Here is a 24,826-nt window from a genome sequence, read left to right on the forward strand (position 1 = left end):
CACTAGACTGCCTCCGCCGCAGCAATCTGGTGGGTAATCTGGTCAGGCACAATATTCAGCAAGCGCAGTGCGCCCGCCATAACGCGGGAAAATACTGGCGCCGCTACTTCACCGCCGTGATAACGATCACCCGCCGGCTCATCAAGCAGTACCACCGTAACCAGGCGCGGATCCGAGATGGGAGCAACGCCAACAAACAGTGCCAAGTAGCGATTATCTGAGTAGCCTCCTGCCGACGCCTTATGGGCGGTGCCGGTTTTTCCGCCGACGCGGTAGCCAGCCACACGTGCGCGCTTGCCAGTGCCAATATCTGCGGTTACCCCCTCCAGAATCTCCAGCATCTGGGCTGCCAGCGGACGACTCAATACGCGCTCGGAGACTACATCTTCAGGCTCAAGCCGCAGTAGCGAAGGAGACACGCGACGCCCTGCATTGGCAAACACTGAATAGGCTTGCGCCAGCTGCAGAGGCGTGGCGGTCAGGCCATGACCATAAGCCAGCGTCGCCCGCTCTATCGGGCGCCATTTCTCGCGATAGGGCAGCACCCCTGAACTCTCACCCGGAAAACCCGTTCCCGGGTGCACACCAAAACCAAAACCACGATACATCTGCCAAACCGCTTGCGCATCAAGCGCGAGCGCTACTTTGACCATGCCAACCTGACTGGATTTGACAACCACGCGAGCAAGATCGATTTCACCGTAGTTGACAGGGTCATGCAGCACTTTACGACCTACCTGAATGCGCCCGGGAGCAGTATCGATAAGCGTCTGCGGCGAGAACTTGCCACTGTGCAGCGCCGCCGCCACCGCCACCGGTTTCATCGTTGAGCCCGGCTCAAAGGCATCTATTAAAGCGCGGTTACGACGTTGACCCGGCTCTACACCACGCAAATTATTGGGGTTGTAGAACGGGAAGTTAGCCAGCGCCAGGACTTCACCGGTACGACTGTCCATGGTCACCACGCTGCCGGCTCGCGCGCCCGTCAACTTAATCGCCGTATGCAGTTCGCGATGCGCGAGATATTGCAGGCGCAGATCTATACTAAGAGTAAGGTCCCGCCCAAATACTGGCGCCCGCAGCTCACCAACATCGCGCACCACGTTGCCATGCCGATCTTTGATCACCTGTTTGCGACCGGACTGGCTCGCCAGGTGCTGGTCATAGCTCAGCTCCAGACCCTCAATACCTTTGCCGTCGATATTGGTAAGCCCGACCACGTGCGCAGCGACTTCACCGGCCGGATAGTAACGGCGATATTCGCGGTCGCTGCCAACGCCGGGAAACTTCGCATCCAGTACTGGCCGCGCCCGCTCCGGTGACATACGCCGTTGCAGATACATAAATCGCTTGTTCGCATAGCGTTCCAGTTTTTCGCGCAGCTGCGATTCCGACAAATCGATTAGTACTGCCAGCTCCGCAACACGCTCTGATGCAGCAAGTCGCGCCGGATCAGCCCACAGCGAGACCACCGGGGCACTAACGGCCAGCGGCTCGCCGCGGCGGTCTGAGATGAGCCCCCGGTAAGCCGGGATCACCGCGTTGCGCAAATAACGCGCCTCACCCTGGTCCCGCAAAAATTCACTGCCACGATCACTGTTCATGACTTGCAGACTCAACAACTTCCAAAGCAACAGACAGAATAATAGGCTGATAACTATGGCCATCAGCGGCAGCCGCCAGGGCGAAATCGGGATCAATTGTGACTTTCTCATCGCCACAGCACCTTGATATCAGACGCCGCCGGACTGTGCATTTGCAGCTGCTCCATGGCGGCATTCTCAACCCAATCATGATTAGCGACCGCACCTTCCTGCAGTATCAGCTGACCCCAAACCTCCTGCATGCTCCACTCAGCAGACTGCAGCGACTGCAATGTGGCGTAGTGTTGCCGACATTCGTGTGTGGTTTGAATAACCGCCACAGCACTCAGCAGTACTCCCGCCAACAATAGCGAGTTGCCACCCAGCCAACGCAGACTCACTACGTCGGCCACGACATCCGCGCTCTTGTTTTTCGCCTTAGGCACCAATTTTCTCCGCGACTCGCATAATCGCCGAACGTGCGCGCGGGTTCATGTCGACCTCTGCGGCACCAGCACGCACCGCCTTGCCGACCAGACGAAGCTGCCGATCCAGATCGCCATCGCGTATCGGCACACCGGCCGGAACATAGCGTCCACGAGACATATCGCGAAAGAACCGCTTCACTATGCGATCTTCCAACGAGTGAAAACTGATGATTACCAGACGACCACCGCTAACCAACAGTTCCAGCGAGGAGGCCAGAAACTGCTCCAACTCATCCAACTCACCGTTAATATGAATGCGAATACCCTGAAATGCCCGGGTTGCTGGATGCTTATGCTGCTCCCAGCGCGGGTTAGCCTCGGTAACGACTTTTGCCAACTGCCCGGTAGTTTCCAAGGGTGCTTCTTCGCGAGCGCGCAAAATGGCACCGGCGATGCGACCAGCGTAGCGCTCTTCTCCGTAGACCCGTAACACCCGCGCCAGATCGCCGTGAGCGACCGTCGCTAGCCACTGCGCTGCAGTTTGGCCCTGACTGGTATCCATGCGCATATCAAGCGGACCCGAGTTCTGAAAAGAAAACCCTCGCTCACCTTCGTCCAGCTGCGGACTGGATACACCAAGATCGAGCAAAATACCGTCTACGGCAGCGACCTGTCGCTGCTGCAGGTGCTGAGGCAGCTGGACAAAGCTGCCATGCTCAAAGCCAAAGCGCGGCTCGCTGTCAGCAAGCTCCGCTGCTGCTTCCATGGCCTGCAGATCCTTATCTACCGCCAACAGATGCCCTCCAGCTTCCAGTTGCCCCAGAATTTCTCGGCTATGCCCGCCACGACCAAAGGTGCCGTCGACGTAGTAACCGTCCCTGCGAGTTATCAGAGCCTCGGTAGCCTCTGACAACAAAACCGTCTTATGCGACCCGTCCATCTATAGGGTCAGCGACATCAGTTCTTCAGGCAGCTCCGCCTCAATCCCGGAATCCTCCAGCGCCTGGTCGCGCTCGGCCAGCCAGGCCTCCTCTGCCCACAATTCCAGCTTCTTGCCCTGACCCACCAGTACCAGCTTTTTCTCCAGACCCGCGTACTCACGCAGCGAGGCTGGCAGCAACATCCGGCCATTGCCGTCCAGCTCCAGATCAGTCGCATACCCCAGCACCAAACGCTGAAACCGCTTCACCGCCGGCTTCAGCGCCGGTAGGTCCTGGATTTCACGTTCAATTTTTTCCCATTCGGGCAGCGGGTAGATAGCGAGACAACGGGACTGGGTATCGATTGTGGCAACCAACTGGCCCTGGCATTCGCTCAGCAACGGCTCGCGCTGGCGAGCCGGCATCGCCAGTCTCCCCTTCGCATCCATATTGATATGCTGTACGCCACGAAACACGACTTTAATCCCCACTGCACGGCTTCAAAAACCACTAAAAGCCAGAAAAACCCACTTTTGTCCACTTTTCGACACTATAGGGACGTAAGGGAGAAACTGTCAACTTGGGCAGATAGGAAAAAGGTCTATAATTCAGTCAATTAGCGCGCTTTTGGAGGATTCACAGGGCTTTCTGGGAGCACGGTAAAGATCAAAAATGATCAAAAACAGCCTCGTATCATTCATAGTTCATAGTTTACTTTAACTATGAAACTATTTTCATCTTAATAAGCGTGTTTTATATTCTATTTAGAAATAACAGAGCCGTTCTTTGGCCTGCATTTAGGCAATAAGGTGGAGTTGGCCGATAAGCCGGGTTCTGTCGTAGACGATCATTCATCTGCGATCAACGTCACCGTTAACCTGTAGCGACCTACCCGAATCCACTGCGGGCCGCAGCTATGGATTCCTATTTGGTCTTGCTCCGAGTGGGGTTTACCATCGCCACGCCTGTTACCAGAACGCGCGGTGCGCTCTTACCGCACCTTTTCACCCTTACCTGACCCGAGGGCCTGGCGGTTCACTTTCTGCTGCACTTTCCGTAGGCTCACGCCCCCCAGGAGTTACCTGGCACTCTGCCCTATGGAGCCCGGACTTTCCTCCCCTCACCGCGAACGGTGAAAAGCGATCGCCTGGCCAACTCCGCGCGCAAGGTTAGCGACATTCCTGCGCCACCGCAAGGCGCACCCACAGGTGCCTCTAGAGCGGCCAGCGCTGGCGACTAATCCCCCCGTGCCACCAACCAGTTATAGAGCTCTTTCTTGTTGGCCCCGGTATAGCTCGACGCAATCGCTGCGGCTTTGCGCGGCGGTAGTTCATCAGCCAGCAATACCAGCAGACGTTCTACTTCTGCGCCCAACTCCACTGGTAACGGAGCAGCGCCGTCTACCAACAGCACAATTTCACCGCGAGACTGATTACTATCGGCTCGCACCGTGGCAAGCAATTCGGCGACTGGTAGGCGCAAGATGGTCTCAAAAGTCTTGGTCAATTCACGCGCGAGCACGACCAGGCGCTGCTCGCCAAAGGCCTCAGTCATCGCCTCCAGCGTTGCAATAAGACGGTGCGGCGCTTCATAGAAAATCATCGTCGCCGACTCCGTTGCCAGGCTTTCTAACTGACGCTGACGTGCCGCAGCACGGGCCGATAGAAAGCCCTCAAAGCGAAATCGGTCAGTGGCCAAACCCGCCACTGATAGCGCTGTTATTAATGCACTGGCGCCCGGCACGGGAACCACTTTCCAGCCCTGGCTGTGCGCGTGCTGTAACAACCGGTAACCGGGGTCAGAAATCAGCGGAGTACCCGCATCGGAAATCAGCGCCACCGCACCGCCGGATTCCATCACGGTCGCAATTCGATCGAGAGCGCCCTTGCCACTATGGTCATGGTACGCCAGCAGCTGTGTGTCAATATTGAATTCGCGCATCAAATTCGCGCTATGACGGGTATCTTCGGCAGCAATCAGCTGCACAGACTGTAGTATTTCCACAGCCCTTGGTACCATATCCCCCAGGTTCCCGATCGGGGTCGCCACAACGTAAAGAGCATTCTCCATCAATCTGATATCCAAAATGTTTCAGAATTTTTCAGCCGGGCGTCAGCTACTCGCTGGACTGTGCATTGCCGTCCTGATCAGCGCCTGCGGCAGCCAGCCTAGCGCACCTACCGTGACTGAAGGACCGGCACCCGTAATCCCCGACACCGAGCTAACCGAGCTCGACGCCTGGCTGGAAAACCCGGTTCTCGCTCGAGCCGCCGGCCTTTTGGACAGCGGCGACACTGACTTGGCTGCCAGCATACTCAGCCAGATTGACCGCAGCAAGCTGAGCCCTGACGAGATTGCATTATACAGTCTTCTCGATGCTCGCGCGCTCGAGCGCGAGGGCAACGCCACTCGGGCCAACGAAACACTTGAACAGGTGCTGATTAGCGGCGCCGAGTTGGAGCCACAGATCCGTGAGCGCTTGCAACTGGAGCAGTTAGCCATCCTCACCCGCGCAGGGCTAAAGCTGCAAGCTGCACGTCAGGCTGCGGGCTGGCTGGCAGACTCAGATACTGATCATCAGGAATTACTGCTAGCTACGCTGTGGCAGCAGCTGCAATTACTACCGTTGCGCGAACTCGAGCAAGAGCGAGTCTTGAGCGTAGATCCACAATGGCTAGCCTGGCTGGACCTGACGCTATTAACCGCCAGCATTGATGTCAGCCCGCTCAGCCAGGTAAACGCGCTAGCAGATTGGCAGCAGCAGTATCCTGAACACCCTTTTGCCACCAACCCGCCAGCCAGTTTGGCGGGGCTGGAGCAACTGGCGGCGGCAACACCGCAGCGAGTCGCACTGATATTACCTTTAACCGGCCCACTCACCCGCGCTGGACAGGCGGTACTCGATGGTTATCTGGCCGCGATGCATATCGCCAGACAAAATCAATGGCCCGGCAGCGAACTACTGGTACTCGATAGCGACCAATTCACCGACGCCTGGGACGCCTACCGCCAGGCCGTAAGTGGCGGTGCCAACCTGGTGATCGGGCCGCTGGCCAAAGAGAGCCTGCCCCAGTATGCACCCGATGCTGCACTGCCCGTGCCATGGCTGGCACTTAACTGGCTACCAACCGCTGTAGATGCTTTCCCCGGGTTCTATCAATTCGCACTGTCCCCGGAAGACGAGGCTGCACAATTGGCCGAATTGGTCTGGGCGGACGGCGCCCGCAGCGCTCTGCTGGTGCACCCGGATGGCGAGTGGGGAGAAACGGTAGCCGCGGCACTACAGACACGCTGGGCGCAACTGCACGGTGATATGCGCGGTACCGCGACCTACTCTGACTCCAGCAACTACTCCGATAGCATCAAAAGTGCGCTGAATATTGCCGAGAGCGAGCGCCGCGCCAGCCGTGTACGACAAATCATGAGCAGTACCATCCAGTTCACGCCGCGCCGGCGCCAGGATGTCGATGCCGTGTTCCTGCTCAGCGGCAAACCTCAGGAAGCGCGCTCGATTAAACCACTGATTGCCTTTCACTACGCCGCCGACTTACCGGTTTACTCAACATCACAAGTTTACGGCGGCAAACCCGAACCGCAGCGTGACCGCGATCTCAACGGCTTGCGTATGCTGGAGATTCCGTGGCTGCTGACTCCGCCACCGGCACGCGTCGGCATCGAGGCCGCCAATGGCAGTCACTCCCTGGCCGCAATGTACGCACTGGGTCACGATGCCTTCCTGCTGCACTGGCGACTGCCGGCGATGGCCGCAGACGAATCCAGTCAACTGCGCGGCGCTACCGGTTCGCTCAGCATGGACAGCAATGGTCGCATCCACCGCCGCCTGCTTGCCGCAACATTCAGAAAGGGCACACCAAGACCACGCGCGCACTGACACACCCTCACTTTCGAAACATGGAGGTTTCGGAATATGGCAACGGGAAAACCCTACGAAGACCTGGCTGTCCAGCACCTAACTCGGGCAGGCATGACAATTCTGGAACGAAATTACCGCAGTAAGCTGGGCGAAATCGACATCATTGGCAAACTTGAAAATCACCTGATATTTGTTGAGGTACGCTATCGCAGCAACCCCCGCTACGCCAGTGCCGCACAATCTGTAACCAGCGCCAAACAACGGCGTATTATTCGGACAGCGCAATTCTATTTACAGCGCCGATGGCGCGGCAGGGAACCGGCCTGTCGCTTCGATGTCATAGCCATAGAACCGGGCATAACTCCGGACCAAACTGAGGTACAATGGCTGCAAAATGCCTTCACACTCTGACTCATGGATTCTTACTCCGCTATAGCCGCCAGTTTTGGCGAAACTATCGACCTGGTCTCCACTTCAGTAGACTCACTCGCGCCAGAAATAGAGCGTGCCACCCTGCTCTGTATCGACGCTTTACTGCAGGAGCGCAAAATCATCACCTGCGGCGTCGGCAGCGGCGCCGCGGTCGCCCAGATTTTCTGTACCAACCTACTGCATCGCTTTGAGCAGGAACGCCCGGCGCTACCTACCATTGCGCTAGGTGCTGACGGCACCACTCTGACAGCACTGGCGGCCACATCCAACAATGACCTTTACTCCAGGCAGGTGCGTGCCCTGGGCCAGCCCGGCGACATACTGCTGGCGATCGCAGGACACGATAATAACGGTAGCATCGTGCGCGCTGTGCAAGCCGCTCACGACCGCGACATGCCTGCCATCTTGGTCAGCGGAGGCGATTGTGCTGATGTATCAAGCCTGTTACTCCCGGAAGATGTGGAGTTGCACGTGGCCAGCGCCCGCGCTCCCCGTATTATTGAAGTACAGGTAATGATCATTCAATGCCTGTGCCAACTCATTGACGATTCACTATTCGGTAGCTATCAATCATGAGCACTTTGCGGCACCTCCTTTCCGTTTTAATAGTATTGAGTCTTAGCCTCGGCCTGAGCGGCTGCGCTTCACTGCTCACCGCCGCAGATTCCGAAGCCATTGAGGATGATAGTGGCGAGCGCACATTTGGCGCCAGCATGGACGACGAATCTATCGAGACCAAAGCGCGAGTTAATGTACATGCCGCCAACGAAGCTTTTGACGATACACATATCAGTATCATCAGCTACAACGCCTACGTCCTTATTGTCGGCCAAGTACCCAGCGAGGCATTGAAACAACAGGCATCGGACGTTATTCGCGAAATTCGCCGCGTACGTCGAATCTATAACGAGCTGGAAATCACCGGCAATACCTCCTTCATGACGCGAACCAGCGACACCTGGATAACCAGCAAGGTAAAAACCAACCTGATTGCCAACGCTGAGACTGAGGGTCTGCGGGTCAAGGTTGTGACCGAAAATGGGGTTGTCTATCTAATGGGGCTGGCATCACGCGCCGAGGCTGACCGTATAGTTGATGTTGCCAGCGCCAGCTATGGCGTGCGCAAGGTGGTGCGTTTGTTTGAGTATATAGATTAAGCGACCGGCAACCGGCCGTTGAAACCCTGCCTTAAGCCCAACGAGAAACTACTTTACGACTTTAAGCGACGGCTTGCGTGGCAACGTAGGTGGTTGCTCAGGATCTGAGGGAGGCGGCTCCGGGTTAGTGTCTTCATCAAAGACCATACCCTGACCATTCTCCCGTGCGTAAATGCCGATGACCGCTGACGTCGGCACATAAACGTCTGTGGCAATACCGCCAAAACGGCCATTGAAGCTCATAGCGTCGTTGTCAATGGACAGATCTATCACCGATAGAGGCGATATATTAAGCACAATCTGGCCATCTTTAACGTATTGTTGAGGGACCTGCGCACCACTGTCCATGGCGTTAACCAGAACATAGGGCGTGCACTCATTATCCAAAATCCACTCGTACAGTGAGCGCATGATATACGGCCGACTGGACGTCATAGACATAATCTACCCTCTGCGTGGTACCGCCTGAACAGCGCTTAGAGCCGCATCTCTCGCTCTTGCTCAGACAGACTCGCCTGGAACGACTCGCGATTAAACAGCGTATCCATATAAGCCAGCAACGGCTTGGTCTGCTTGGTTGAGCGGATATCAACGCCAAGCGCCGGCAAGCGCCAGAGGATCGGTGCCAAACAGCAATCCACGAGAGTAAACTCTTCACTCATGAAAAACGGCTTATCGGCGAAAATCGGGGCAATAGCCGTTAGGCTCTCACGCAACTCTTTGGTGGACTTCTCCATCACATTATCGGAACGAGTGTGCAGAATGGCGTCAGCCAAGGCACACCAATCGCGCTCGATGCGATGAATATAAAGACGGCTTTCTGCACGAGCTACCGGGTAAACCGGCAGCAGCGGCGGGTGGGGAAAGCGCTCGTCCAGATATTCCATCATGACCTTGGACTCATAGAGCACGAGATCCCGGTCAACCAGTGTAGGCAAGGTGTTGTAGGGGTTCAAATCTGCCAGTTCAGGCGGCGGGTGCGCTTCACTAGCCTCAACCACATCAACCGTAACGCCCTTTTCCGCCAGGACAATCCGCACTCGGTGACTATAATGACTTTCGTTATCTGAAAAGAAGGTCATTGACGACCGTTTTGCCACAGCTCCCATTGGAACTCCTCGCGATTAATTAATCGGTTGACGAATGCATGAAAAGTTTTAGTGAACGTCCTTCCAGTATTCCCGGTTCAGTAACCAGGCGAATACAAAGAACAGCGTAATAAACAGTAAGACATAGATACCCAGACGCTCGCGGTGCATAGCCGCCGGCTCTCCAGAGTAAGCCAGAAAATTGACCAGGTCGTAAATGGCAGCATCATACTCTGCTGGTGTCATCAGCCCTGGCTCGGTGATGGTAAAACGACTGCAGGGCTCCTCCAGAATATCTTCACCGGTCAAAGGGTCGCGCTTGATGCCGCCATTGGCCGCAGCCACCGGACCCATAGCGCACTCCTGCATTCCCTGCAGTTCCTGCAGGACATGAGGCATGCCTACGTCTTTGAATACCTTGTTATTAACGCCATAGGGGCGACTATCATCTGCGTAAAAAGTCCGCAGATAGGTGTACAACCAGTCGGTGCCGCGAGCCCTGGCAACCAGAGTCAAATCTGGCGGCGCGGCCCCAAACCAACGCTTGGCATCAGCGATGTCCATCGAGTTGGACATCAACTCACCCACGCGGACATCGGGATCAAACATAAAGTTGCCCGGCAGCAGGTCCAGTGGAATCTCCAGATCAGTAGCCATGCGCTCATAGCGCGCGTACTGCTGGGAGTGACAACCCATGCAATAGTTCATATACAACTGAGCACCAGTTTGCAGCGACGCCTTGTCGGTCAGGTCTGGTTTCATATGGTCCAACGCCACGCCAGGTCCACCGGCACCCACGGCTTTCAAGGGCAGGAAGCAAAGCACACCGATCAGAATCACGCCGCCCATCGAGCCCCAGAACCCAATACCACCATTATCGGTAGTTCGCTCAGGCACAGGCTTGGTTTTCTCCAGTGAGGTCCAGACTGGCATCAGCAGAAAGAAGCCAAAGTAAATCACGGTGCAAATCTGCGCCAGCACGGTCCGCTCAGGAGTCGGCGCCCGGACGCCCAAGACACCCAAAATAATGAAAGAAGCGGTGAACAGAACCAGCATCACTTTTGTGATATTGCCTTTATAACGCCAAGACTTTACTGGACTACGGTCAAGCCAGGGCAGGATAAAGGGAATAGCAACCGAGGCGGCAAAGGCCACGAAACCCCAGAATTTATCCGGCACGGCTCTCAACACTGAGTAAAACGGCGTGAAGTACCAGGTCGGCGCAATATGCTCCGGCGTCTTCAGGGAATTGGCTTCCTCAAAGTTAGGATATTCCAGAAAGAACCCGCCCATTTCAGGGAAGAAGAACATCACGGTGCAGAAGATGAACAGGAACACAGCGATAGCCTGCAGATCGTGCACCGTGTAGTACGGGTGGAAAGCGACGCCATCTAGCGGTATCCCGTTCTCATCCTTATGCTTCTTGATGTCCACGCCATCAGGGTTGTTGGACCCAACCTCGTGCAAAGCCAGCAGGTGCAGTACAACCAAAGCGAGCAGAACGATGGGCAGCGCGACCACGTGCAAGGCAAAGAAACGGTTGAGCGTTATCCCGGAAATCAGATAGTCCCCCCGAATCCAGGTCACCAGGTCTTCTCCCACAACGGGAATAGCACTAAACAGGCTGATAATCACCTGCGCACCCCAGTAGGACATCTGCCCCCAGGGCAGTACATAGCCTACAAACGCCTCAGCCATCAGCACAACAAATATGAGCATGCCGAAAATCCAGATCAGCTCACGCGGTTTCTGGTAGCTGCCATACAGAATGGCACGGAACATATGCAGGTATATCACGACAAAAAACGCAGACGCACCGGTAGAGTGCATATAGCGCAAAATCCAACCGTAATCCACATCGCGCATGATGTATTCAACGGAGGCAAAAGCCCCTTCCTGACTGGGATTGAAGCTCATAGTCAGCCATATGCCGGTAAGCAACTGGTTAACCAGGACGAGCAACGACAAGACGCCGAAGAAATACCAGAAGTTGAAGTTTTTGGGCGCGTAGTACTGGCCCATGTGGGTATTCCAGGCGCGCATAATCGGTAGCCGCGCATCAACCCAGTCTCTTAATCCGATGAGCATATTGTTCATTATGCAGCTCCCTCGTCTACGCCAATCACAATCACGGTGTCGGTCTCATAACTGTAAGGTGGCACCACGAGGTTGGTGGAGGCCGGAACACCGGCATAAACCCTGCCGGAAAGATCAAAAATAGAACCATGACAGGGGCAGAAAAAGCCTCCACGCCAGTCCTTGGACTCATCGGCGAATGAGGTCGCGCCGACTTCCGGATGAAATTTGGGAGCACATCCCAAGTGTGTACACAGACCTACGATGACCAAAATCTCAGATTTGATCGAACGACCCCTGCCTTCAATGTACTCGGGCTGGTCTGATACAGCAGAATCCGGATCCTTCAATTTGTCATCAATTTCAGCCAAGTCGTCAACTTGCTGCTGCGTGCGCCGCATCACGTAAACCGGCTTGCCGCGCCATTCTACCGTAACCATCTGGCCCGGTTCGACTTTGCTGACATCAAATTTTACCGGCGCGCCGGCCGCCTTGGCCTTGGCACTGGGATTCCAGGAACCCAGAAAAGGTATCGCTATACCGACCACGCCAGCAACACCCACTGCGCTGGTCGCAGCCGTCAAAAATTGTCTGCGGCCAGTGTTCACGCCGTCACTACTCATGATTTTCTCCCAAATCAGACTCTGGTGCAGGACTCGCACCCGGGGGATGGTACAAAACGCTGCAAATGGTAATGATTTTAGTCTTGCGTGACAAGGTAATGGGTTTCAAATAGCTGTCTTGAATCAAAGAGGCAATATGTATTTGAAGGTGTCAGGCACTGGTTTTACCCTCCAGTACAGACGCCCAACCCAAAGCCATAAAAAAACGTCCAGGGGTAGTACCCAACTGGACGTTCTCGACGGCTCGCACGCTGTCTTAACGCTTAGAGTATTGAGGTCTCTTACGCGCCTTGCGCAGGCCCACTTTCTTACGTTCTACGGCACGCGAATCACGGGTCACATAACCAGCTCCACGCAGTGTACCGCGCAACGACTCGTCGTACTCCATGAGCGCACGGGTAATGCCGTGGCGAATAGCGCCGGCCTGGCCAAAACTACCGCCACCAGCTACCGTAATATTGATGTCAAACTTATCGTTCAGTTCAACCAGTTCCAGAGGTTGACGAACAATCATGCGTGCTACTTCACGACCGAAGTACTGGTCCAAAGGACGCGCATTGACAGTAATAGCACCACCACCGTTACGCAGAAATACACGGGCGGTAGAAGTCTTACGACGCCCGGTTCCATAATATTGAGTCACTGACATAAGATTATCCGTTATATATTCAGGGGCTGGGGTTGCTGAGCTGTATGGGGATGCTCAGTTCCGGCATAAACCTTGAGTTTGCGATACATCGCACGACCCAGAGGATTGCGTGGAAGCATACCCTTGACCGCTTTCTCCAGTACCCGCTCGGGCGCCTTGGCCAGCAGCTTTTCGAACGACACCGACTTCAACCCACCGGGATGACCCGTGTGATGATAGTACATCTTGTCGGTTTTCTTGGCTCCGGTAACCTTCACCTTGTCGGCGTTAACCACCACGATGTAGTCACCAGTATCGACGTGAGGCGTGTATTCCGCCTTGTGCTTGCCGCGCAGTCGGTGCGCGATTTCACTGGCTAGACGACCCAGAGTTTTGTCCTCTGCGTCTACCACAAACCAGTCACGCTGCACTTGTTCCGCTTTTGCGCTAAAAGTTTTCATGTCCTAAATTGCCTCAGCAAGGCCTCCAATTTCGAGAGCGCGAATTCTACCCACCTGCTCTGGCTATTACAAGCACCTTTTTCGACCAAAGCGCGCTTCTGGCACCAGCGCGCCCTGCTCCGACCTCTACCCCGAAGCTAGCGGTTTATTATACCTGCAAATGGGCAGGGAACGATATTAGCCGCCCTCAATCCAAACTAAAGCCTTCAACACCGGTAAATGAGGCCCTCACCGTCTACCGGTGTGTAAATTGTGACGGTTTTTCTTCTCGGCTTTAGTCTTCATAATGGGCCTCAAGAGAGACATTCCTGCTGCACGCTAATGCAGCCACATCAGACTTTCACAAAGGGACCACCCCATGCCAACCCTCTTTCGATACTGTTTACAGCTGGTTGCCCTGATTATTTCATCGTTGCTGCTAGCAGATACTGCTGACTCGGAATTGCCCCCCATGACCTGGGAGGTCCTGGAATTCGAGCGCAAGTCAACCTGGGGCGACGCCCGTTCTCGCCTCTCGCTGAGCCGTATACCAGCGGCTGAGCTAAGCGCTGTGCTGCAACAACCGGGGTCGCGCAGCTATCTGCAGCCGAATCCGGAGGAGCGCGTCCAGGAACTGAAAGTAGAGGCCACCGTGGGCACCAAGAATCAGGTTTCACTGCAATTGTTGATGCACCCGGAAACTCAGGCGCTATATCAACGTTCGCGCTTCTCCATCGGTCGCAAAGACCGCCGCTTCAAGTTCTTCCGCTACGCTGAAGATGGACTGACGCGGTTGCGTAAGGATCCCGCGGACAAAAAGGAAGCCAAACTGCCGCAGCAACAATGGAGCCGCAGCAGCAGCACTGAGGTGAATTATTCAGAGGAACTGCAACATACTGCGGTGACCAGTCCATTCGCCTTGTTCGTTATACTCTCGCGACTGACCTCAGAGCAATTGGCGCAGCAGCCCGTGCTTCTGGTCAATACTGACACTAACGTCTATAAGGTAACGCTGAGCCCGCAGCCAACAGTGCAACTGGATGTCAAATACAATCTGACGCGCACCGGACAGGCCGCGCAGCGGCGAAAAGAGACCGTCGACGCCACACCGGTCAAACTGTTGGTAGCTCCAACCGCACTGGCCTCTAATAAACCCGATTTCGAGTTGATGGGCCTTAGTGGCGAAATTACCGTATTTGTTGATAGCCTCGACCACACGCCACTGCGCGTTGCCGGCATCGCCCCGCGCGTGGGCGCGGCACACCTGGATATAGCGAACGCCGTGCTGGTAGAACGCCAGGAACCATCAGACTGATGCCGGACGCAGCACTCAACCCCTCTCGAATTGGCCTGATCAGTAACCGCAATAGCGGGCATAATCGCGACCAATTGGGCGCTATCAGCGCCTTGATAGACCGTTGTCCGGCGGTACTGCATACCATTACCGACCAGGCGGAAGATGTTGGCCCCGCCTTGGTGGCAATGGCTGCTGCCAACATAGAAGTTCTGGCAGTCAATGGTGGCGACGGCACCATCTCCGCACTACTCGGCCACTTGCTGGAAAATCCTGTCTTTGACCGCATGCCTCAAATCATATTACTGCCAGGCGGCACCGCCAACATGAACGCGGGAGACATAGGCGCCAGCGGCAAACTGCCCGCTGCCATTGAACGTTTTTGTGCCTGGACACAGTCGTGCGATGCGCCGGCGCCCATCAGTCGCCACCTGATGCGGGTTCAACTAACTCCGGATCAACCGCCCCACTACGGAATGTTTCTGGGCTTAGGCACCGTGATACAGGGCACCGAATACGCGCATGAAGAGATACACTCACGCGGGCTGCGTGACGATTTCAGTGTTGCCCTTGGTGTGGCACGCACGGCCTGGGGCGTCTTCCGCCATGACCCCAAGTTTGCCCGCCCGGTGCCGCTCAAATTTGACGCCGACAACAGTGGCAACCAGGAGCATCAGGCACTGGTCATGGTGATAAGCAGCCTGCAGCAGCTGTTTCTGGGTATGCAGCCATTCTGGGGGGAACAGCAAGCCCCGCTGCGCTACACCATCATCGACGTCAATCCGGTCAAGTTTCCTTCCACCTTCATCTCGATTTTAAGAGGTAAGGCGAACCGTAATGCGACTCCTGAAAACGGCTATCACAGCGCCAATTGCACCACTTTGAACCTGTTTCTGGATGGCCACATCAATCTGGACGGCGAGATCCTGGAAGTCAGTCGTGCCAACGGACCCATCCAAATTGCCGCCACCCCCGCCTTCGAATTTATACGCTTATGAGCAACTTCCCGACGGTAGAACTACCCGAGGTCAACGCGGCACCCGCCCTGGTGCAATTGATCAGCGAACTGCGCGCGCAATACAACGACGCCATCAATGCAGTGGTTATTTACGGATCCTGTCTGCGCAGTGGCGATATATTTGATGGACTGCTGGATATTTACCTGATCTGTGACAGTTACCGCTCGGCTTATGACGGCTCGCGACTGGCGCTGGGCAACTGGCTACTACCTCCGAACGTTTTTTATATCGAGAGTGAGTACGAGGGGAAGATACTGCGCAGTAAGTACGCGGTTATCTCCAGCGCTGATTTCGCCAAATTCTGTTCACCAGCTCGCTTTGAATCTTACATCTGGGGCCGCTTTGCACAGCCGGTCGCAGTGCCCTGGCACCGTGACCAGCCTAGTCTGGACAACCTGCATCAGAGTCTGCAACAAGCTGTGACGACATTTCTGGGCCGCAGCCTGCCCAGCATACCTGCCAGCGGCACCGTCACCAGCTTATGGCAAGACAGCCTGGCCCTAAGCTATAACACCGAACTGCGCAGTGAGGGCAATAATCGTGCCGGACAGCTGGCGCAAATGTCCGCCAGCCATTTTGCCCGGGCCACCGAACTGGTCGCCGCTCAGGTTCGTCCACCGCTAAACCTGCACCGAGTGGACGGCGAGCTGCACTATCAATCCAGTGTCACCCGCTGGCAGACGCGCTGGTCCACTCTGGGCTGGGCCTGGCGGGGCATCAGCGGCAAACTGCTTTCAGTACTGCGCCTGCTGAAGGCATTATTTACCTTTCGCGGCGGCCTCGACTACATCGCCTGGAAGCTGGAAAGGCATTCCGGAGAAGAAATAGTGATACCAGACAGGGTTCGACGTTATCCGCTGGTTTTTCTGTGGGGATTTTTCTGGCAGCTATACCGCCGCGGCATCTTCAAGTAGCGAGGCCGCTAGCGATACTTTATAGTTAAGCCAGCGTTCTACTACGGTTTTCAGGCAATGACTCACTGCGTATTTATCCAAACCAATCACAAGCAAATGACCGGTGCACTGGTAGCTCAACATGCACTGCGCCGTTATTCACAGAACAACGACAAGTTCGATGTGCGCATCATCGACACCCGCGACTACCCGATGTTTGCTGCCCACGAAGGCGAGGAATACCTGCGCGATGGTGTCAAACGTGAATGGCTCAATGAAGACCTCCAGTCCTTTACCCCTACCCGATTTATGCCGCCAAAACTAATGAACTATGAGGGCCGCGCGATCGTTATCGACCCGGATATCTTCGCGGCAACTGACATCTGGGAATTACTCAACCGGGACATGCAGGGCAAAGCCATCATGTGCCGCATGCGCTCTGGCCCCAAAGGCCTGGTCGATCGCTGCTTTGCCAGCAGCGTTATGCTGCTTGATTGCGCCCAACTGAAGCACTGGGACGCAGAGGCAAAGTTTAATGCCATGTTTGATTTCACCCAAGACTATCAGCCGTGGATATGCCTGAAGGAAGAACCGCGGGAATCCATCGAATACTTCGAACCTGAATGGAATGATTTCGACAAATTCACCACCGCCACCAAGATGCTCCACACTACCAGGCGCAAGACCCAACCCTGGAAGACTGGACTGCGCACAGACTGGCGACCGGCGGAGACCTTTAGATTATTTCCACCGGTGGCCTGGGTAATGCGGGCGCGCCGTCATTTGTTTGGGGAGTATGCGTTTCTGGGCAATTACAAGGCTCACCCTGACAAGAACCAGGAATGGTTCTTTTTCGCCCTGCTCAAAGAGTGCCTGCAAGAAGGCACTATCAGCGAGGAATTTCTGCGCAGCGAGATGGCCGCTAATCACGTTCGTCACGACGCCTTTGACGTTCTGGCTAACACCCCCGCTCTGCCACCCGGACCAACGCACCCATTAGCGCAAGCTACAAACCGCGCCGCTTGAGGCGCCGCTCAGGGCTTTAGCAATTGCTGCACGCGCTCAGCAGTCGCGGCTAATTCTGCGGCGGCATCAGGCGTCACACAGCTGCCAGAGGGCGCACCATCACTGAGCCAGTGAGCGGCGCCGGAGGCAACCAATAGTTGCTGGATTTTACCGATATCACGACGCATCCGCTGCGGCCCCCAACGCATTGCCAGACGATGACTCAGTGGCTTGAAGCGAAATTGATGCCCGTGCCGCCACCAGCTGCCAGCATCCTCCATGTCAAAAATATGCAGCGGTTTACCGCAACTGGCTGCTTCCGCCAACATCGACATGCTTTCGCCGGTAATCACAAACTCATCGGCTAGCGCCAGGTAACCCAAATACGGGTTCGCGCTATCCGTACGCCCAAACCGAAAACAGTGCACCGGCACCGTGAGCTGATTTTCTAAAGCCTCAAAACTGGCCGCAGGCGTGCGCGGGCTATCAGTGATCAACAGCGAACCGCCAGCCTGCTCTGCCAGAAGATTGGCCTGACGGCCCAGCCGCGCTGCCTTATCAGACGTCAGTACAAAGCGGCCACTATTACCGCCGACCATGAGTGCCAGCCAGGGCCGTGGCAGGTTTTTCAAAATAGGCAGCCACTGCTCGCCCGCGGCAGCCAGTTGCTCTGATTGCAAGCGCAACAAGGGCAGCTGATTATGCAAAATATTGTCGGCGCGCGGCAAAAAGTATTGTCCAGTGGTGACTATAAGATCCCAGCGGGCAAGCGCTGACCAGGGCCTACCCAAATGCACCAATTTCGCATGCCCCCCGGACTGCTGCTGAATCCAGCGCGCTACAGGCTCATTGCGGCGCCCGGCGCTGATGACCAGGTCCGGCCATGGCGCTACCAAGGACGAAGACTGGCGCTGATCAATACCAGCCAAGGTGGCACCTAAGAGCAGATGGGGCAGCAACTCCCAGCTCCGCGCACTTATCTGCTTGCGCTCATACGACAAACCAAGTGCATCTGCCAGCGCCAGCACCTGAGTATTGTCGCCGGCCTTGCGGCCCAGCAGGACCCAGATCAGCGGCTCGTCCAAAACCCTTAATCCACCGCCGCGGTTTTGCGATAGCCGTAAACCGGATCCAGCGAGGCCTCAAGCTGAGCGTCAATCGCCGCCACTTCTTCATCGCTAAAATAATCACGAAACCCACCAACCTTGGCACGCCGGGTTTTGAAGCTGTCAGGATTGTTTTTGTCACCGGGCTTCATCCGCTCACCAGCGAGACGGAACTTGCTGGAAGATTCCAGCTTCTTCATGTTCTCAAAGGCACTGTATTCAACCGCCGCGGTGACCTGCTCGGCAGTCGCATCAACTTTCATAAAATCCAGCATACGCTGTAAGTGTGGCGCCGGGTCGGCGCGTAAATCTTCGTAGCGCAGCACCAGATACTGTTGAATATTCGGCGCCTCTAACGCCCATAGATTGAGATACTCACACACCGCCGCCATGCTGCCGCCGTTGTCTCCAGTCACAAAATCAAACAGACTGATATCTGAACCACGCTCCGGGTAATTATTGATGGCAACTTTGTTCGGGCGCAGCCGAAATTTCCACTGAAAATACTGCGATACAGCCACATCACGAGGGTCCCGTGCCAACAGCACCACCGGCTTGTCATAGAAGGGCTTCTTACTCTCTGCAGCTCCGGTAAAGTCCTTAATATAATTATCATGAGTGAAGAAAATTTTAGGAATGGCCTTATTCATGTTGTGGAAATTGTCCATTCCCAGCAACGCATTGTCCGGTAAACCGTATTTAACGCGAAACAAATGCGAGACCATAACTCGCAGCCATGTGCGGCCACTTTTCCCAAAAGAAACCACGGCGATATCGCTGCGCCGTAATAGTTTGAGCTGATCTTTTCCGCGCAGCACGCGCTCGGCTGCCAATAGTTCGGATTCCGGTCTACCGCGCAGGCGCAGGTGCAGCCAACGTCGCTCCAACTTGCGAGTAGCGGTCTGGAAAAATTGTCGAACCAGCTGAATGAAGTAGACCATGCACAGGCACCTTAATGAGCTGCTTTAGCGGCGGCGCAGCATATAATAAACCCGCTACGGCCGCAGCCGACTTGGTACAAATACCCATAACTATGAAAATCTTGAATCCAGCGACTGTCAAGCAAGACCCGAGTCGCAGTCAGCAGTGCCCCAACGATTTCAGCCGCTGATACCACCGCGCCGCTGCAGCATAGGCTAGCAGAACTAAAGGGAGATTGGTGAGTCTGTTACACAGTCAGGAAAATAAACAGATCGCACAGAGCTGTTGTACAATGCCCGCGTTCGCCACTGGAAACCAGCCTTGATCATAGACCGATATATCAGCTCAGAAGTCATTCGCCCGTTTGCCGGCGGACTCGGTCTTCTGGTGCTTATTTTTGTCGGCTACTCCGCGACTATCCAGCTTAATCTGGCCGCGCAGGGTCAGCTGGGGATTACCTCTGCCTTCAAACTGATCGCACTCAATACCTTGATCACGCTGGAAGTTCTAATGCCGTCGGCGCTGTTCTTTTCCGTATTGGCCGCACTCAGCAGGATGTATAAAGAGTCGGAGATGAACGCTTTTTTTGCAGCCGGAGTGAGCCGCACAAGGATCTTGGAATCGATCTTTAAACTGGCGGCGATGGTAGCGCTGCTCACCGGGCTTATTTCGATAGAAGCCCGGCCCTGGGCCTATCGAGAGGTTTATCAGATAGAGGCTGAAGCGCTGGCCAAGTTCGACCTGAAACAGATGGCCACCGGAGAATTCGTCAGCATGGGAAGCAGCAAATACATTTTTATCGCTGATGACATCGATATCCAGGCTGGGCTGCACAAAGAAGTATTTCTGCATAAGCGCCATCAAAAAGACGGTCGCACCGAGATTATTGTGGCCCAGGAAGCCTCGCTACCAGTCCTGAACCCTGGCGAGCCCTTAACGGCTGAATTTTACAACGGCCATCACTACTTGCTGGACGATCGTAAAAAACAAGATGTATCGATCCGCTTTAAAAAGTTGACCGTCTACCTCGAAAACGAGGGAGCGCGGGCCGCCTATCGACGCAAGGCCGAAACCACAGAGCATCTTGGAAATTCATCTGACCCCAAGGATATTGCCGAGTTCCAATGGCGTTTGACGACACCATTGGCCACCATATTACTGGCGCTGATAGCCGTACCCCTGGCAAAATCTGAGCCCCGCGAATCGCGGTTTCGGAGTTTCTTCATCGCTATTGCGGTCTATGTCGGCTTGTTCACCTTAACCAGTGTGGCCCGCACCTTTATCGAGCAGGGTCGACTGCCGGCCATGCCCGGCCTCTGGTCGGCTTACATAGTTATAGCGCTAGTGCTATTGATACTGCTGAAGCAGCCAAGACTGAAACCGCGATGAGCATCCTCGAGCGCTATATTGCAGGCACCTTAATCAAAGGCTGGTTCACCGTGCTGCTGGTGCTGGGCACCGTATTTGGTCTGATTGCCCTGATTCAGGAACTCGATAAAACCCAGGGCGATTACGGCGTGCCGCAGGTCATATACTTCACCCTCCTGAGCCTGCCACAACAGCTACTCGACCTGATGCCGGTCATTGCACTGCTGGGCACCATTGTTGCTATCGCCAACCTCGACAAAGCCAACGAGCTGACCATTATTCGCAGCGCCGGCGTGCACCTTGCCACCGTACTTAAGGCCATAATATTGCCGACCCTGGTGCTGATGGCACTGCTATGGGTTTGCCTGGAATACGTTTCCGGGCCTGCCTTTCAGACCGCACAACTTATGAAAAGCGCGACCCGTAATGACCACCCTGATCGCATCCCCAACGGCGGCGTGTGGTCCAAATTTGACAATCGCTATATCCATTTGAGCAAGCTGAGAGATGGTAAAGAGCCCGGCGACATTCGTCTCTATCAGTTCGACGACAGCGGTGAATTGGTGCAGGCAGTGAGCGCGGTCACAGCCCAAATTGAACAGCGTCGGTGGAACTTCAACACAACTCGAACCAAAACCAATCAGAATGGCGAAATGGTTACCGCCTTGAAGAAAAGCCTGGCAATAGACAACCTGTGGTCGGTCAAGGAGTTACCCACCTTGAGCCTGCCCAGTCAGAGCATGCGACTATCCGTGCTCTACGAATATGCGCAATATTTGCGTGAGCAGGGACAACCCTATGAAATTTACTTACTAGCATTTTGGCAGCGTATTACACTGCCCTTTGCCGTCGCTGCGATGATCTTACTGGCTACTCCAGTCAGCACCAGCCTCGGCTCCGGCCGCGATGCGGGGCTCGGTAAGAACATCGCTATTGGCGCCGTAATTGGCATCTTTTTCTTCCTCGGCACACAAATTTCGCACGCAGTTGGACAGCTTATGGGCCTCAATTTCCTGCTCATAACCTTAGCCCCTATTGCGGTCATCGCCGTTGTAGCCCTGCTGCTTTTGGCGCGGCTGCGCTGGTGACTCAAATACTACCTGACTACTGCACCAGAGGACCCGCTTAGCCATGCGTTTGATGCTCAGCTTTTTCAGCGCCTATAAACTGCAAACTGCGCTTATGCTCACGGCGTTGCTGCTATCTGGCATGGCTGAAGGCATCGGCTTGTCCGCACTGCTGCCGCTGGTTAATGTGGCACTGGGCGCAGATGCCACTGCTGGCCTGACTGGCGGCATGGTCAGCGCTGAGCAGAATGACTTCGAACGTTTCTTCCTGGAAACGCTGCAAAGCATGAACATTGCACCGACACTGCAGAACCTGCTCCTCATCATGGTCATGGGCGTCGCCTTCAAAAGCGCACTGCTGCTAATCGCCCAGCGCCAGGTCGGCTACACCGCCGCCCAGGTTGGCACCGACTTACGACTGGAAATGCTACGCGCGGTGTTGCGCAGTAAATGGGAGTATTTTTTACACCAGCCGGTGGGTAAATTGACCAACTCACTGGCCACGGAAGCGCAACGGTCGTCCGCCTCATTTGTGTACGGGGCTACAGCTCTCACCTATTTCATTCAGGCCGTCATATACGGCGGCGTGGCTCTAGCCCTGTCTTGGCAAGCGACGCTGACAGCAACCCTGGCCGGCGCCGTAGTCATTGGAGTGTCGCACTTTCTGGTACGCATCACTCGCAAGGCTGGTAAAAAGCAAACCAATCTACTGACCTCCTTGATGTCCAACCTGACAGATACCCTGCAATCGGTAAAACCACTCAAGGCGATGTCGCGTGAACACTTGGCCGACAACGTTCTGGCTGGCGACACGTCGCGCCTGAACAAGGCACTGCGACGACAGGTACTCAGCGGCGCCGTGCTGGACTCAGCTCAGGAATTGATGTTTGCCGTATTTATCGCGCTGGGCATTCTGGTGGCACTGCAAGGTTTTGATATGCCACTGCCTACCGTCATGGTGCTCGTGGTCGCCATCGGTCGCGCCTTTGCCTTCCTTGGCAAGGTGCAAAAACAGTTTCAGAAAATGGCTCAGGGTGAAAGTGCATACTGGGCAATGCGGGCGTCCATCGATGAAGCCCTGGGCGCCGAAGAGCAGCTCAGCGACGGTATCGTGCCGAACTTTGACCACGCAATGGAATTCAGGGCTGTCGATTTTGACTATGACCAACACCCGGTGTTCAGACAGCTATCACTGACTATTCGGGCCGGTACACTGACCACATTGGTGGGCCCATCTGGTGCCGGCAAGACCACCATTATTGACCTCACTATTGGTTTACTGCGACCGCAACAGGGGCAGATATTGCTCGATGGCACACCTCTGTCGGACATCGATATCCGCGCCTGGCGCAGCAAGATAGGCTATGTGCCTCAGGAAACTGTGCTACTGCATGACACCATTGCTCACAACGTATCATTGGGCGACCCAGATTTGGATCCTGAGGCCATTCAACGCGCACTGGAATCTGCTGGTGCATGGGATTTTGTGCAAAAGATGCCCGAGGGTGTAGAGACAAACGTTGGCGAACGCGGCGGCAAACTGTCCGGTGGCCAGCGTCAGCGTATTGTTATTGCACGCGCCTTGGTTAACCGCCCGCGGCTGCTGATTCTGGACGAGGCCACCAGCGCACTTGATCCCGCCAGCGAAGCCGCTATTCGCCAGACCATGGAAACCCTCAAAGGCGAACTCACCATTCTGGCTATCAGCCATAACAGGGCGATGGTAGATGCCGCCGATACCGTCTACAAACTGGGCGACGGCCAAGCCAATGTCGTCGACCGCGAAACGGAAGCCGCGCTGTTTAGTTAGGCTTGTTCACCGGCGTCAAACATCGCTTGCACCGCGTCCACAGCTCGTTCCAGATCGGCTTGCGTTGATTGTGTGGCAACCAGCTGAGGCTGACCCAGCCACGCCGCGCGCCCGGCGTCCGCAAGACGCTGGTGCACCAATGTAATATCCCGACTGAGCCGCTGCCAAACCCAACGCATCAGACCACGATAGGCCAGTGTGGACAGGCGCCAGTCGTTGTCAGCCGGCAGCCGCCGCGCCGCCGGATCCATGGCCATTGCACCACGTGCCAGATCAAACATGTACACCGGTTTACCGGTGGCACACGCTTCTGAAAGCATTGATATGCTATCGGCGGTAACCACAATCTGCTGCGCCAGTGCGAGTAAGCCAAAGTAGGGGTTATTTTCATCGCCGGCCTGCCACTGATAAAAATACAATGGCTCTGGCAGTGCCTCGCGCAAAACCGCTACCACAGCCGGATGGGTACGCGAGCTGGTGCTTACCAAAATAGAGCCGCCGCTGGTCGCGACTAACTCTGTCACCTCACTCGCCAGCCGCCGGGCCGCCCTAACACCCAGTGCATAAGGCCCGCTGTCGCCGCCAACAATAACCGCGGTATAGGGCGATGGCAGTGCAGCAAACTGCTCACGCCACTGTGCGGCAGCCTGCGCCAAGCGCTCTTCGCTCACCTGATGCAGCGTCAACGCATTCTGAATCACGTTCGGGCGCCGAGGCAGGCGATACTGCGGTGTTGTTATTACCAGATCAAAACACTCGGGGTTAGCCCATGGCCTTCCGACATGCACGATGCGCGTATGCCCGCCAGACTGCTCGCAAATCCAGCGACACACAGGTTCGTTGCGCATACCCGCGGTGATGACCAGATCCGGCCACGGCGCTTGCAGCGCGTCTGATTCAGACAGACGAATACCTCGCAGGTTACTGCCACGAAAAATATTCGTGAAAAATTCATACTTTCGGTAGGCCAGTCGCTTTACTTTATAGCCCCAACCCAGCGCCTCTGCTAGCGCCGTAACCTGACTGCGCTCACCGGCGCGGTAGGGGTCGATCAACCAAACTACTGGCATTGGATGGTGTCCGTGGGTATAGTT

General features: G+C 55.5%; 25 protein-coding genes and 1 other RNA gene. 11 read left to right on the top strand and 15 right to left on the bottom strand.

What is annotated here, in order from left to right; genetic code table 11:
- Positions 1 to 2 precede the first annotated feature (2 nt).
- The 6 genes from EYC98_RS16260 to rsmI form a co-directional block, all read right to left on the bottom strand.
- Positions 3 to 1,715: a peptidoglycan D,D-transpeptidase FtsI family protein gene (locus EYC98_RS16260; RefSeq protein WP_279246431.1), complete on the bottom strand. Its 1,713-nt coding sequence runs from the start codon at positions 1,713 to 1,715 to the stop codon at positions 3 to 5.
- A complete protein-coding gene (ftsL, locus tag EYC98_RS16265) occupies positions 1,712 to 2,029 on the bottom strand; it encodes a cell division protein FtsL (protein ID WP_279246432.1) in 318 nt (105 codons plus the stop codon). The genes EYC98_RS16260 and ftsL overlap by 4 nt, the downstream gene beginning before the upstream one ends.
- Complete coding sequence (gene rsmH / locus EYC98_RS16270) at positions 2,022 to 2,951, bottom strand: 16S rRNA (cytosine(1402)-N(4))-methyltransferase RsmH (protein ID WP_279246433.1); 930 nt, start codon at positions 2,949 to 2,951, stop codon at positions 2,022 to 2,024. The genes ftsL and rsmH overlap by 8 nt, the downstream gene beginning before the upstream one ends.
- Positions 2,952 to 3,407, bottom strand: a complete 456-nt coding sequence (gene mraZ / locus EYC98_RS16275; protein WP_279246434.1) for a division/cell wall cluster transcriptional repressor MraZ — start codon at positions 3,405 to 3,407, stop codon at positions 2,952 to 2,954. It lies immediately after the preceding gene.
- 331 nt (positions 3,408 to 3,738) lie between these two features.
- Positions 3,739 to 4,090, bottom strand: an RNA gene (gene rnpB / locus EYC98_RS16280) — RNase P RNA component class A.
- A gap of 77 nt (positions 4,091 to 4,167) precedes the next feature.
- Complete coding sequence (rsmI, locus tag EYC98_RS16285) at positions 4,168 to 5,001, bottom strand: 16S rRNA (cytidine(1402)-2'-O)-methyltransferase (protein WP_279246435.1); 834 nt, start codon at positions 4,999 to 5,001, stop codon at positions 4,168 to 4,170.
- Positions 5,002 to 5,017: 16 nt separating this feature from the next.
- Here rsmI and EYC98_RS16290 point away from each other — a divergent pair, with 16 nt between their 5' ends.
- The 4 genes from EYC98_RS16290 to EYC98_RS16305 are packed head-to-tail and all read left to right on the top strand — an operon-like array spanning position 5,018 to position 8,394.
- Positions 5,018 to 6,823, top strand: coding sequence for a penicillin-binding protein activator (locus EYC98_RS16290; protein WP_279246436.1), 1,806 nt, complete (start codon positions 5,018 to 5,020; stop codon positions 6,821 to 6,823).
- A gap of 36 nt (positions 6,824 to 6,859) precedes the next feature.
- The gene (locus tag EYC98_RS16295; protein WP_279246437.1) at positions 6,860 to 7,216 is read left to right on the top strand and encodes a YraN family protein; all 357 of its coding nucleotides are present in this window, start codon (positions 6,860 to 6,862) and stop codon (positions 7,214 to 7,216) included.
- A 3-nt stretch (positions 7,217 to 7,219) separates the two neighbouring features.
- Positions 7,220 to 7,813 (top strand): SIS domain-containing protein, encoded by a 594-nt coding sequence (locus EYC98_RS16300; RefSeq protein WP_279246438.1) that lies wholly within the window; start codon positions 7,220 to 7,222, stop codon positions 7,811 to 7,813.
- Positions 7,810 to 8,394 (top strand): BON domain-containing protein, encoded by a 585-nt coding sequence (locus tag EYC98_RS16305; RefSeq protein ID WP_279246439.1) that lies wholly within the window; start codon positions 7,810 to 7,812, stop codon positions 8,392 to 8,394. Before EYC98_RS16300 ends, EYC98_RS16305 begins: the two co-directional genes overlap by 4 nt.
- Before the next feature lie 48 nt (positions 8,395 to 8,442).
- On the opposite strand, the gene EYC98_RS16310 is transcribed toward EYC98_RS16305, so the two are convergent.
- The 6 genes from EYC98_RS16310 to rplM all read right to left on the bottom strand — a co-directional run bounded on the left by EYC98_RS16310 (position 8,443) and on the right by rplM (position 13,270).
- Positions 8,443 to 8,835 (bottom strand): ClpXP protease specificity-enhancing factor, encoded by a 393-nt coding sequence (locus tag EYC98_RS16310; protein ID WP_279246440.1) that lies wholly within the window; start codon positions 8,833 to 8,835, stop codon positions 8,443 to 8,445.
- Positions 8,836 to 8,870: 35 nt separating this feature from the next.
- A complete protein-coding gene (locus EYC98_RS16315) occupies positions 8,871 to 9,503 on the bottom strand; it encodes a glutathione S-transferase N-terminal domain-containing protein (RefSeq protein ID WP_279246441.1) in 633 nt (210 codons plus the stop codon).
- Positions 9,504 to 9,551: 48 nt separating this feature from the next.
- Positions 9,552 to 11,579, bottom strand: coding sequence for a cytochrome b N-terminal domain-containing protein (locus EYC98_RS16320; RefSeq protein ID WP_279246442.1), 2,028 nt, complete (start codon positions 11,577 to 11,579; stop codon positions 9,552 to 9,554).
- On the bottom strand, positions 11,579 to 12,181 hold the full coding sequence (petA, locus tag EYC98_RS16325; RefSeq protein WP_279246443.1) for a ubiquinol-cytochrome c reductase iron-sulfur subunit: 603 nt from the start codon (positions 12,179 to 12,181) through the stop codon (positions 11,579 to 11,581). Before petA ends, EYC98_RS16320 begins: the two co-directional genes overlap by 1 nt.
- A gap of 256 nt (positions 12,182 to 12,437) precedes the next feature.
- Positions 12,438 to 12,830, bottom strand: coding sequence for a 30S ribosomal protein S9 (rpsI, locus tag EYC98_RS16330; protein ID WP_279246444.1), 393 nt, complete (start codon positions 12,828 to 12,830; stop codon positions 12,438 to 12,440).
- Between the two features lie 11 nt (positions 12,831 to 12,841).
- Positions 12,842 to 13,270, bottom strand: coding sequence for a 50S ribosomal protein L13 (rplM, locus tag EYC98_RS16335; RefSeq protein WP_279246445.1), 429 nt, complete (start codon positions 13,268 to 13,270; stop codon positions 12,842 to 12,844).
- Positions 13,271 to 13,628: 358 nt separating this feature from the next.
- Here rplM and EYC98_RS16340 point away from each other — a divergent pair, with 358 nt between their 5' ends.
- The 4 genes from EYC98_RS16340 to EYC98_RS16355 are packed head-to-tail and all read left to right on the top strand — an operon-like array spanning position 13,629 to position 17,481.
- A complete protein-coding gene (locus EYC98_RS16340) occupies positions 13,629 to 14,564 on the top strand; it encodes a hypothetical protein (protein WP_279246446.1) in 936 nt (311 codons plus the stop codon).
- The gene (locus EYC98_RS16345) at positions 14,564 to 15,541 is read left to right on the top strand and encodes a diacylglycerol/lipid kinase family protein (protein ID WP_279246447.1); all 978 of its coding nucleotides are present in this window, start codon (positions 14,564 to 14,566) and stop codon (positions 15,539 to 15,541) included. The genes EYC98_RS16340 and EYC98_RS16345 overlap by 1 nt, the downstream gene beginning before the upstream one ends.
- Positions 15,538 to 16,476, top strand: a complete 939-nt coding sequence (locus EYC98_RS16350; RefSeq protein ID WP_279246448.1) for a hypothetical protein — start codon at positions 15,538 to 15,540, stop codon at positions 16,474 to 16,476. Before EYC98_RS16345 ends, EYC98_RS16350 begins: the two co-directional genes overlap by 4 nt.
- A gap of 57 nt (positions 16,477 to 16,533) precedes the next feature.
- Positions 16,534 to 17,481, top strand: a complete 948-nt coding sequence (locus EYC98_RS16355; protein ID WP_279246449.1) for a glycosyltransferase family protein — start codon at positions 16,534 to 16,536, stop codon at positions 17,479 to 17,481.
- Positions 17,482 to 17,489: 8 nt separating this feature from the next.
- On the opposite strand, the gene EYC98_RS16360 is transcribed toward EYC98_RS16355, so the two are convergent.
- Positions 17,490 to 18,545, bottom strand: coding sequence for a mitochondrial fission ELM1 family protein (locus EYC98_RS16360; RefSeq protein ID WP_279246450.1), 1,056 nt, complete (start codon positions 18,543 to 18,545; stop codon positions 17,490 to 17,492).
- A 5-nt stretch (positions 18,546 to 18,550) separates the two neighbouring features.
- Entirely contained in the window at positions 18,551 to 19,507 is a 957-nt protein-coding gene (locus EYC98_RS16365; protein ID WP_279246451.1) for a sulfotransferase domain-containing protein, read from the bottom strand.
- Positions 19,508 to 19,808: 301 nt separating this feature from the next.
- On the opposite strand from EYC98_RS16365, the gene lptF reads away from it, so the two are divergent.
- Genes lptF through EYC98_RS16380 form a run of 3 tightly spaced genes read left to right on the top strand, consistent with a single transcriptional unit; the run spans position 19,809 to position 23,732 of the window.
- Complete coding sequence (gene lptF, locus EYC98_RS16370; protein WP_279246452.1) at positions 19,809 to 20,876, top strand: LPS export ABC transporter permease LptF; 1,068 nt, start codon at positions 19,809 to 19,811, stop codon at positions 20,874 to 20,876.
- Entirely contained in the window at positions 20,873 to 21,943 is a 1,071-nt protein-coding gene (gene lptG / locus EYC98_RS16375; RefSeq protein WP_279246453.1) for an LPS export ABC transporter permease LptG, read from the top strand. Before lptF ends, lptG begins: the two co-directional genes overlap by 4 nt.
- A gap of 43 nt (positions 21,944 to 21,986) precedes the next feature.
- Positions 21,987 to 23,732, top strand: a complete 1,746-nt coding sequence (locus EYC98_RS16380) for an ABC transporter ATP-binding protein (RefSeq protein ID WP_279246454.1) — start codon at positions 21,987 to 21,989, stop codon at positions 23,730 to 23,732.
- Here EYC98_RS16380 and EYC98_RS16385 read toward each other — a convergent pair.
- Positions 23,729 to 24,802, bottom strand: coding sequence for a mitochondrial fission ELM1 family protein (locus tag EYC98_RS16385; protein WP_279246455.1), 1,074 nt, complete (start codon positions 24,800 to 24,802; stop codon positions 23,729 to 23,731). The two genes, EYC98_RS16380 and EYC98_RS16385, sit on opposite strands and share 4 nt — an antisense overlap.
- Between the last annotated feature and the right edge of the window lie 24 nt (positions 24,803 to 24,826).

It is taken from the genome of Candidatus Litorirhabdus singularis (genome assembly GCF_026262625.1).
In the GTDB taxonomy this organism is placed as follows: domain Bacteria; phylum Pseudomonadota; class Gammaproteobacteria; order Pseudomonadales; family Halieaceae; genus Litorirhabdus; species Litorirhabdus singularis.

What these genes read in the sequence shown, in the direction of transcription:
- EYC98_RS16310 (WP_279246440.1), bottom strand. Translation starts at nt 8,835, where the DNA reads ATGTCTATGACGTCCAGTCGGCCGTATATCATGCGCTCACTGTACGAG.
- EYC98_RS16355 (WP_279246449.1), top strand. Translation starts at nt 16,534, where the DNA reads ATGACTCACTGCGTATTTATCCAAACCAATCACAAGCAAATGACCGGT.
- EYC98_RS16365 (WP_279246451.1), bottom strand. Translation starts at nt 19,507, where the DNA reads ATGGTCTACTTCATTCAGCTGGTTCGACAATTTTTCCAGACCGCTACT.
- EYC98_RS16380 (WP_279246454.1), top strand. Translation starts at nt 21,987, where the DNA reads ATGCGTTTGATGCTCAGCTTTTTCAGCGCCTATAAACTGCAAACTGCG.
- EYC98_RS16350 (WP_279246448.1), top strand. Translation starts at nt 15,538, where the DNA reads ATGAGCAACTTCCCGACGGTAGAACTACCCGAGGTCAACGCGGCACCC.
- EYC98_RS16340 (WP_279246446.1), top strand. Translation starts at nt 13,629, where the DNA reads ATGCCAACCCTCTTTCGATACTGTTTACAGCTGGTTGCCCTGATTATT.
- EYC98_RS16345 (WP_279246447.1), top strand. Translation starts at nt 14,564, where the DNA reads ATGCCGGACGCAGCACTCAACCCCTCTCGAATTGGCCTGATCAGTAAC.
- lptG (WP_279246453.1), top strand. Translation starts at nt 20,873, where the DNA reads ATGAGCATCCTCGAGCGCTATATTGCAGGCACCTTAATCAAAGGCTGG.
- EYC98_RS16315 (WP_279246441.1), bottom strand. Translation starts at nt 9,503, where the DNA reads ATGGGAGCTGTGGCAAAACGGTCGTCAATGACCTTCTTTTCAGATAAC.
- EYC98_RS16385 (WP_279246455.1), bottom strand. Translation starts at nt 24,802, where the DNA reads ATGCCAGTAGTTTGGTTGATCGACCCCTACCGCGCCGGTGAGCGCAGT.
- EYC98_RS16305 (WP_279246439.1), top strand. Translation starts at nt 7,810, where the DNA reads ATGAGCACTTTGCGGCACCTCCTTTCCGTTTTAATAGTATTGAGTCTT.
- rsmI (WP_279246435.1), bottom strand. Translation starts at nt 5,001, where the DNA reads ATGGAGAATGCTCTTTACGTTGTGGCGACCCCGATCGGGAACCTGGGG.
- EYC98_RS16300 (WP_279246438.1), top strand. Translation starts at nt 7,220, where the DNA reads ATGGATTCTTACTCCGCTATAGCCGCCAGTTTTGGCGAAACTATCGAC.
- EYC98_RS16260 (WP_279246431.1), bottom strand. Translation starts at nt 1,715, where the DNA reads ATGAGAAAGTCACAATTGATCCCGATTTCGCCCTGGCGGCTGCCGCTG.
- petA (WP_279246443.1), bottom strand. Translation starts at nt 12,181, where the DNA reads ATGAGTAGTGACGGCGTGAACACTGGCCGCAGACAATTTTTGACGGCT.
- rplM (WP_279246445.1), bottom strand. Translation starts at nt 13,270, where the DNA reads ATGAAAACTTTTAGCGCAAAAGCGGAACAAGTGCAGCGTGACTGGTTT.
- EYC98_RS16295 (WP_279246437.1), top strand. Translation starts at nt 6,860, where the DNA reads ATGGCAACGGGAAAACCCTACGAAGACCTGGCTGTCCAGCACCTAACT.
- rpsI (WP_279246444.1), bottom strand. Translation starts at nt 12,830, where the DNA reads ATGTCAGTGACTCAATATTATGGAACCGGGCGTCGTAAGACTTCTACC.
- rsmH (WP_279246433.1), bottom strand. Translation starts at nt 2,951, where the DNA reads ATGGACGGGTCGCATAAGACGGTTTTGTTGTCAGAGGCTACCGAGGCT.
- EYC98_RS16290 (WP_279246436.1), top strand. Translation starts at nt 5,018, where the DNA reads ATGTTTCAGAATTTTTCAGCCGGGCGTCAGCTACTCGCTGGACTGTGC.
- EYC98_RS16320 (WP_279246442.1), bottom strand. Translation starts at nt 11,579, where the DNA reads ATGAACAATATGCTCATCGGATTAAGAGACTGGGTTGATGCGCGGCTA.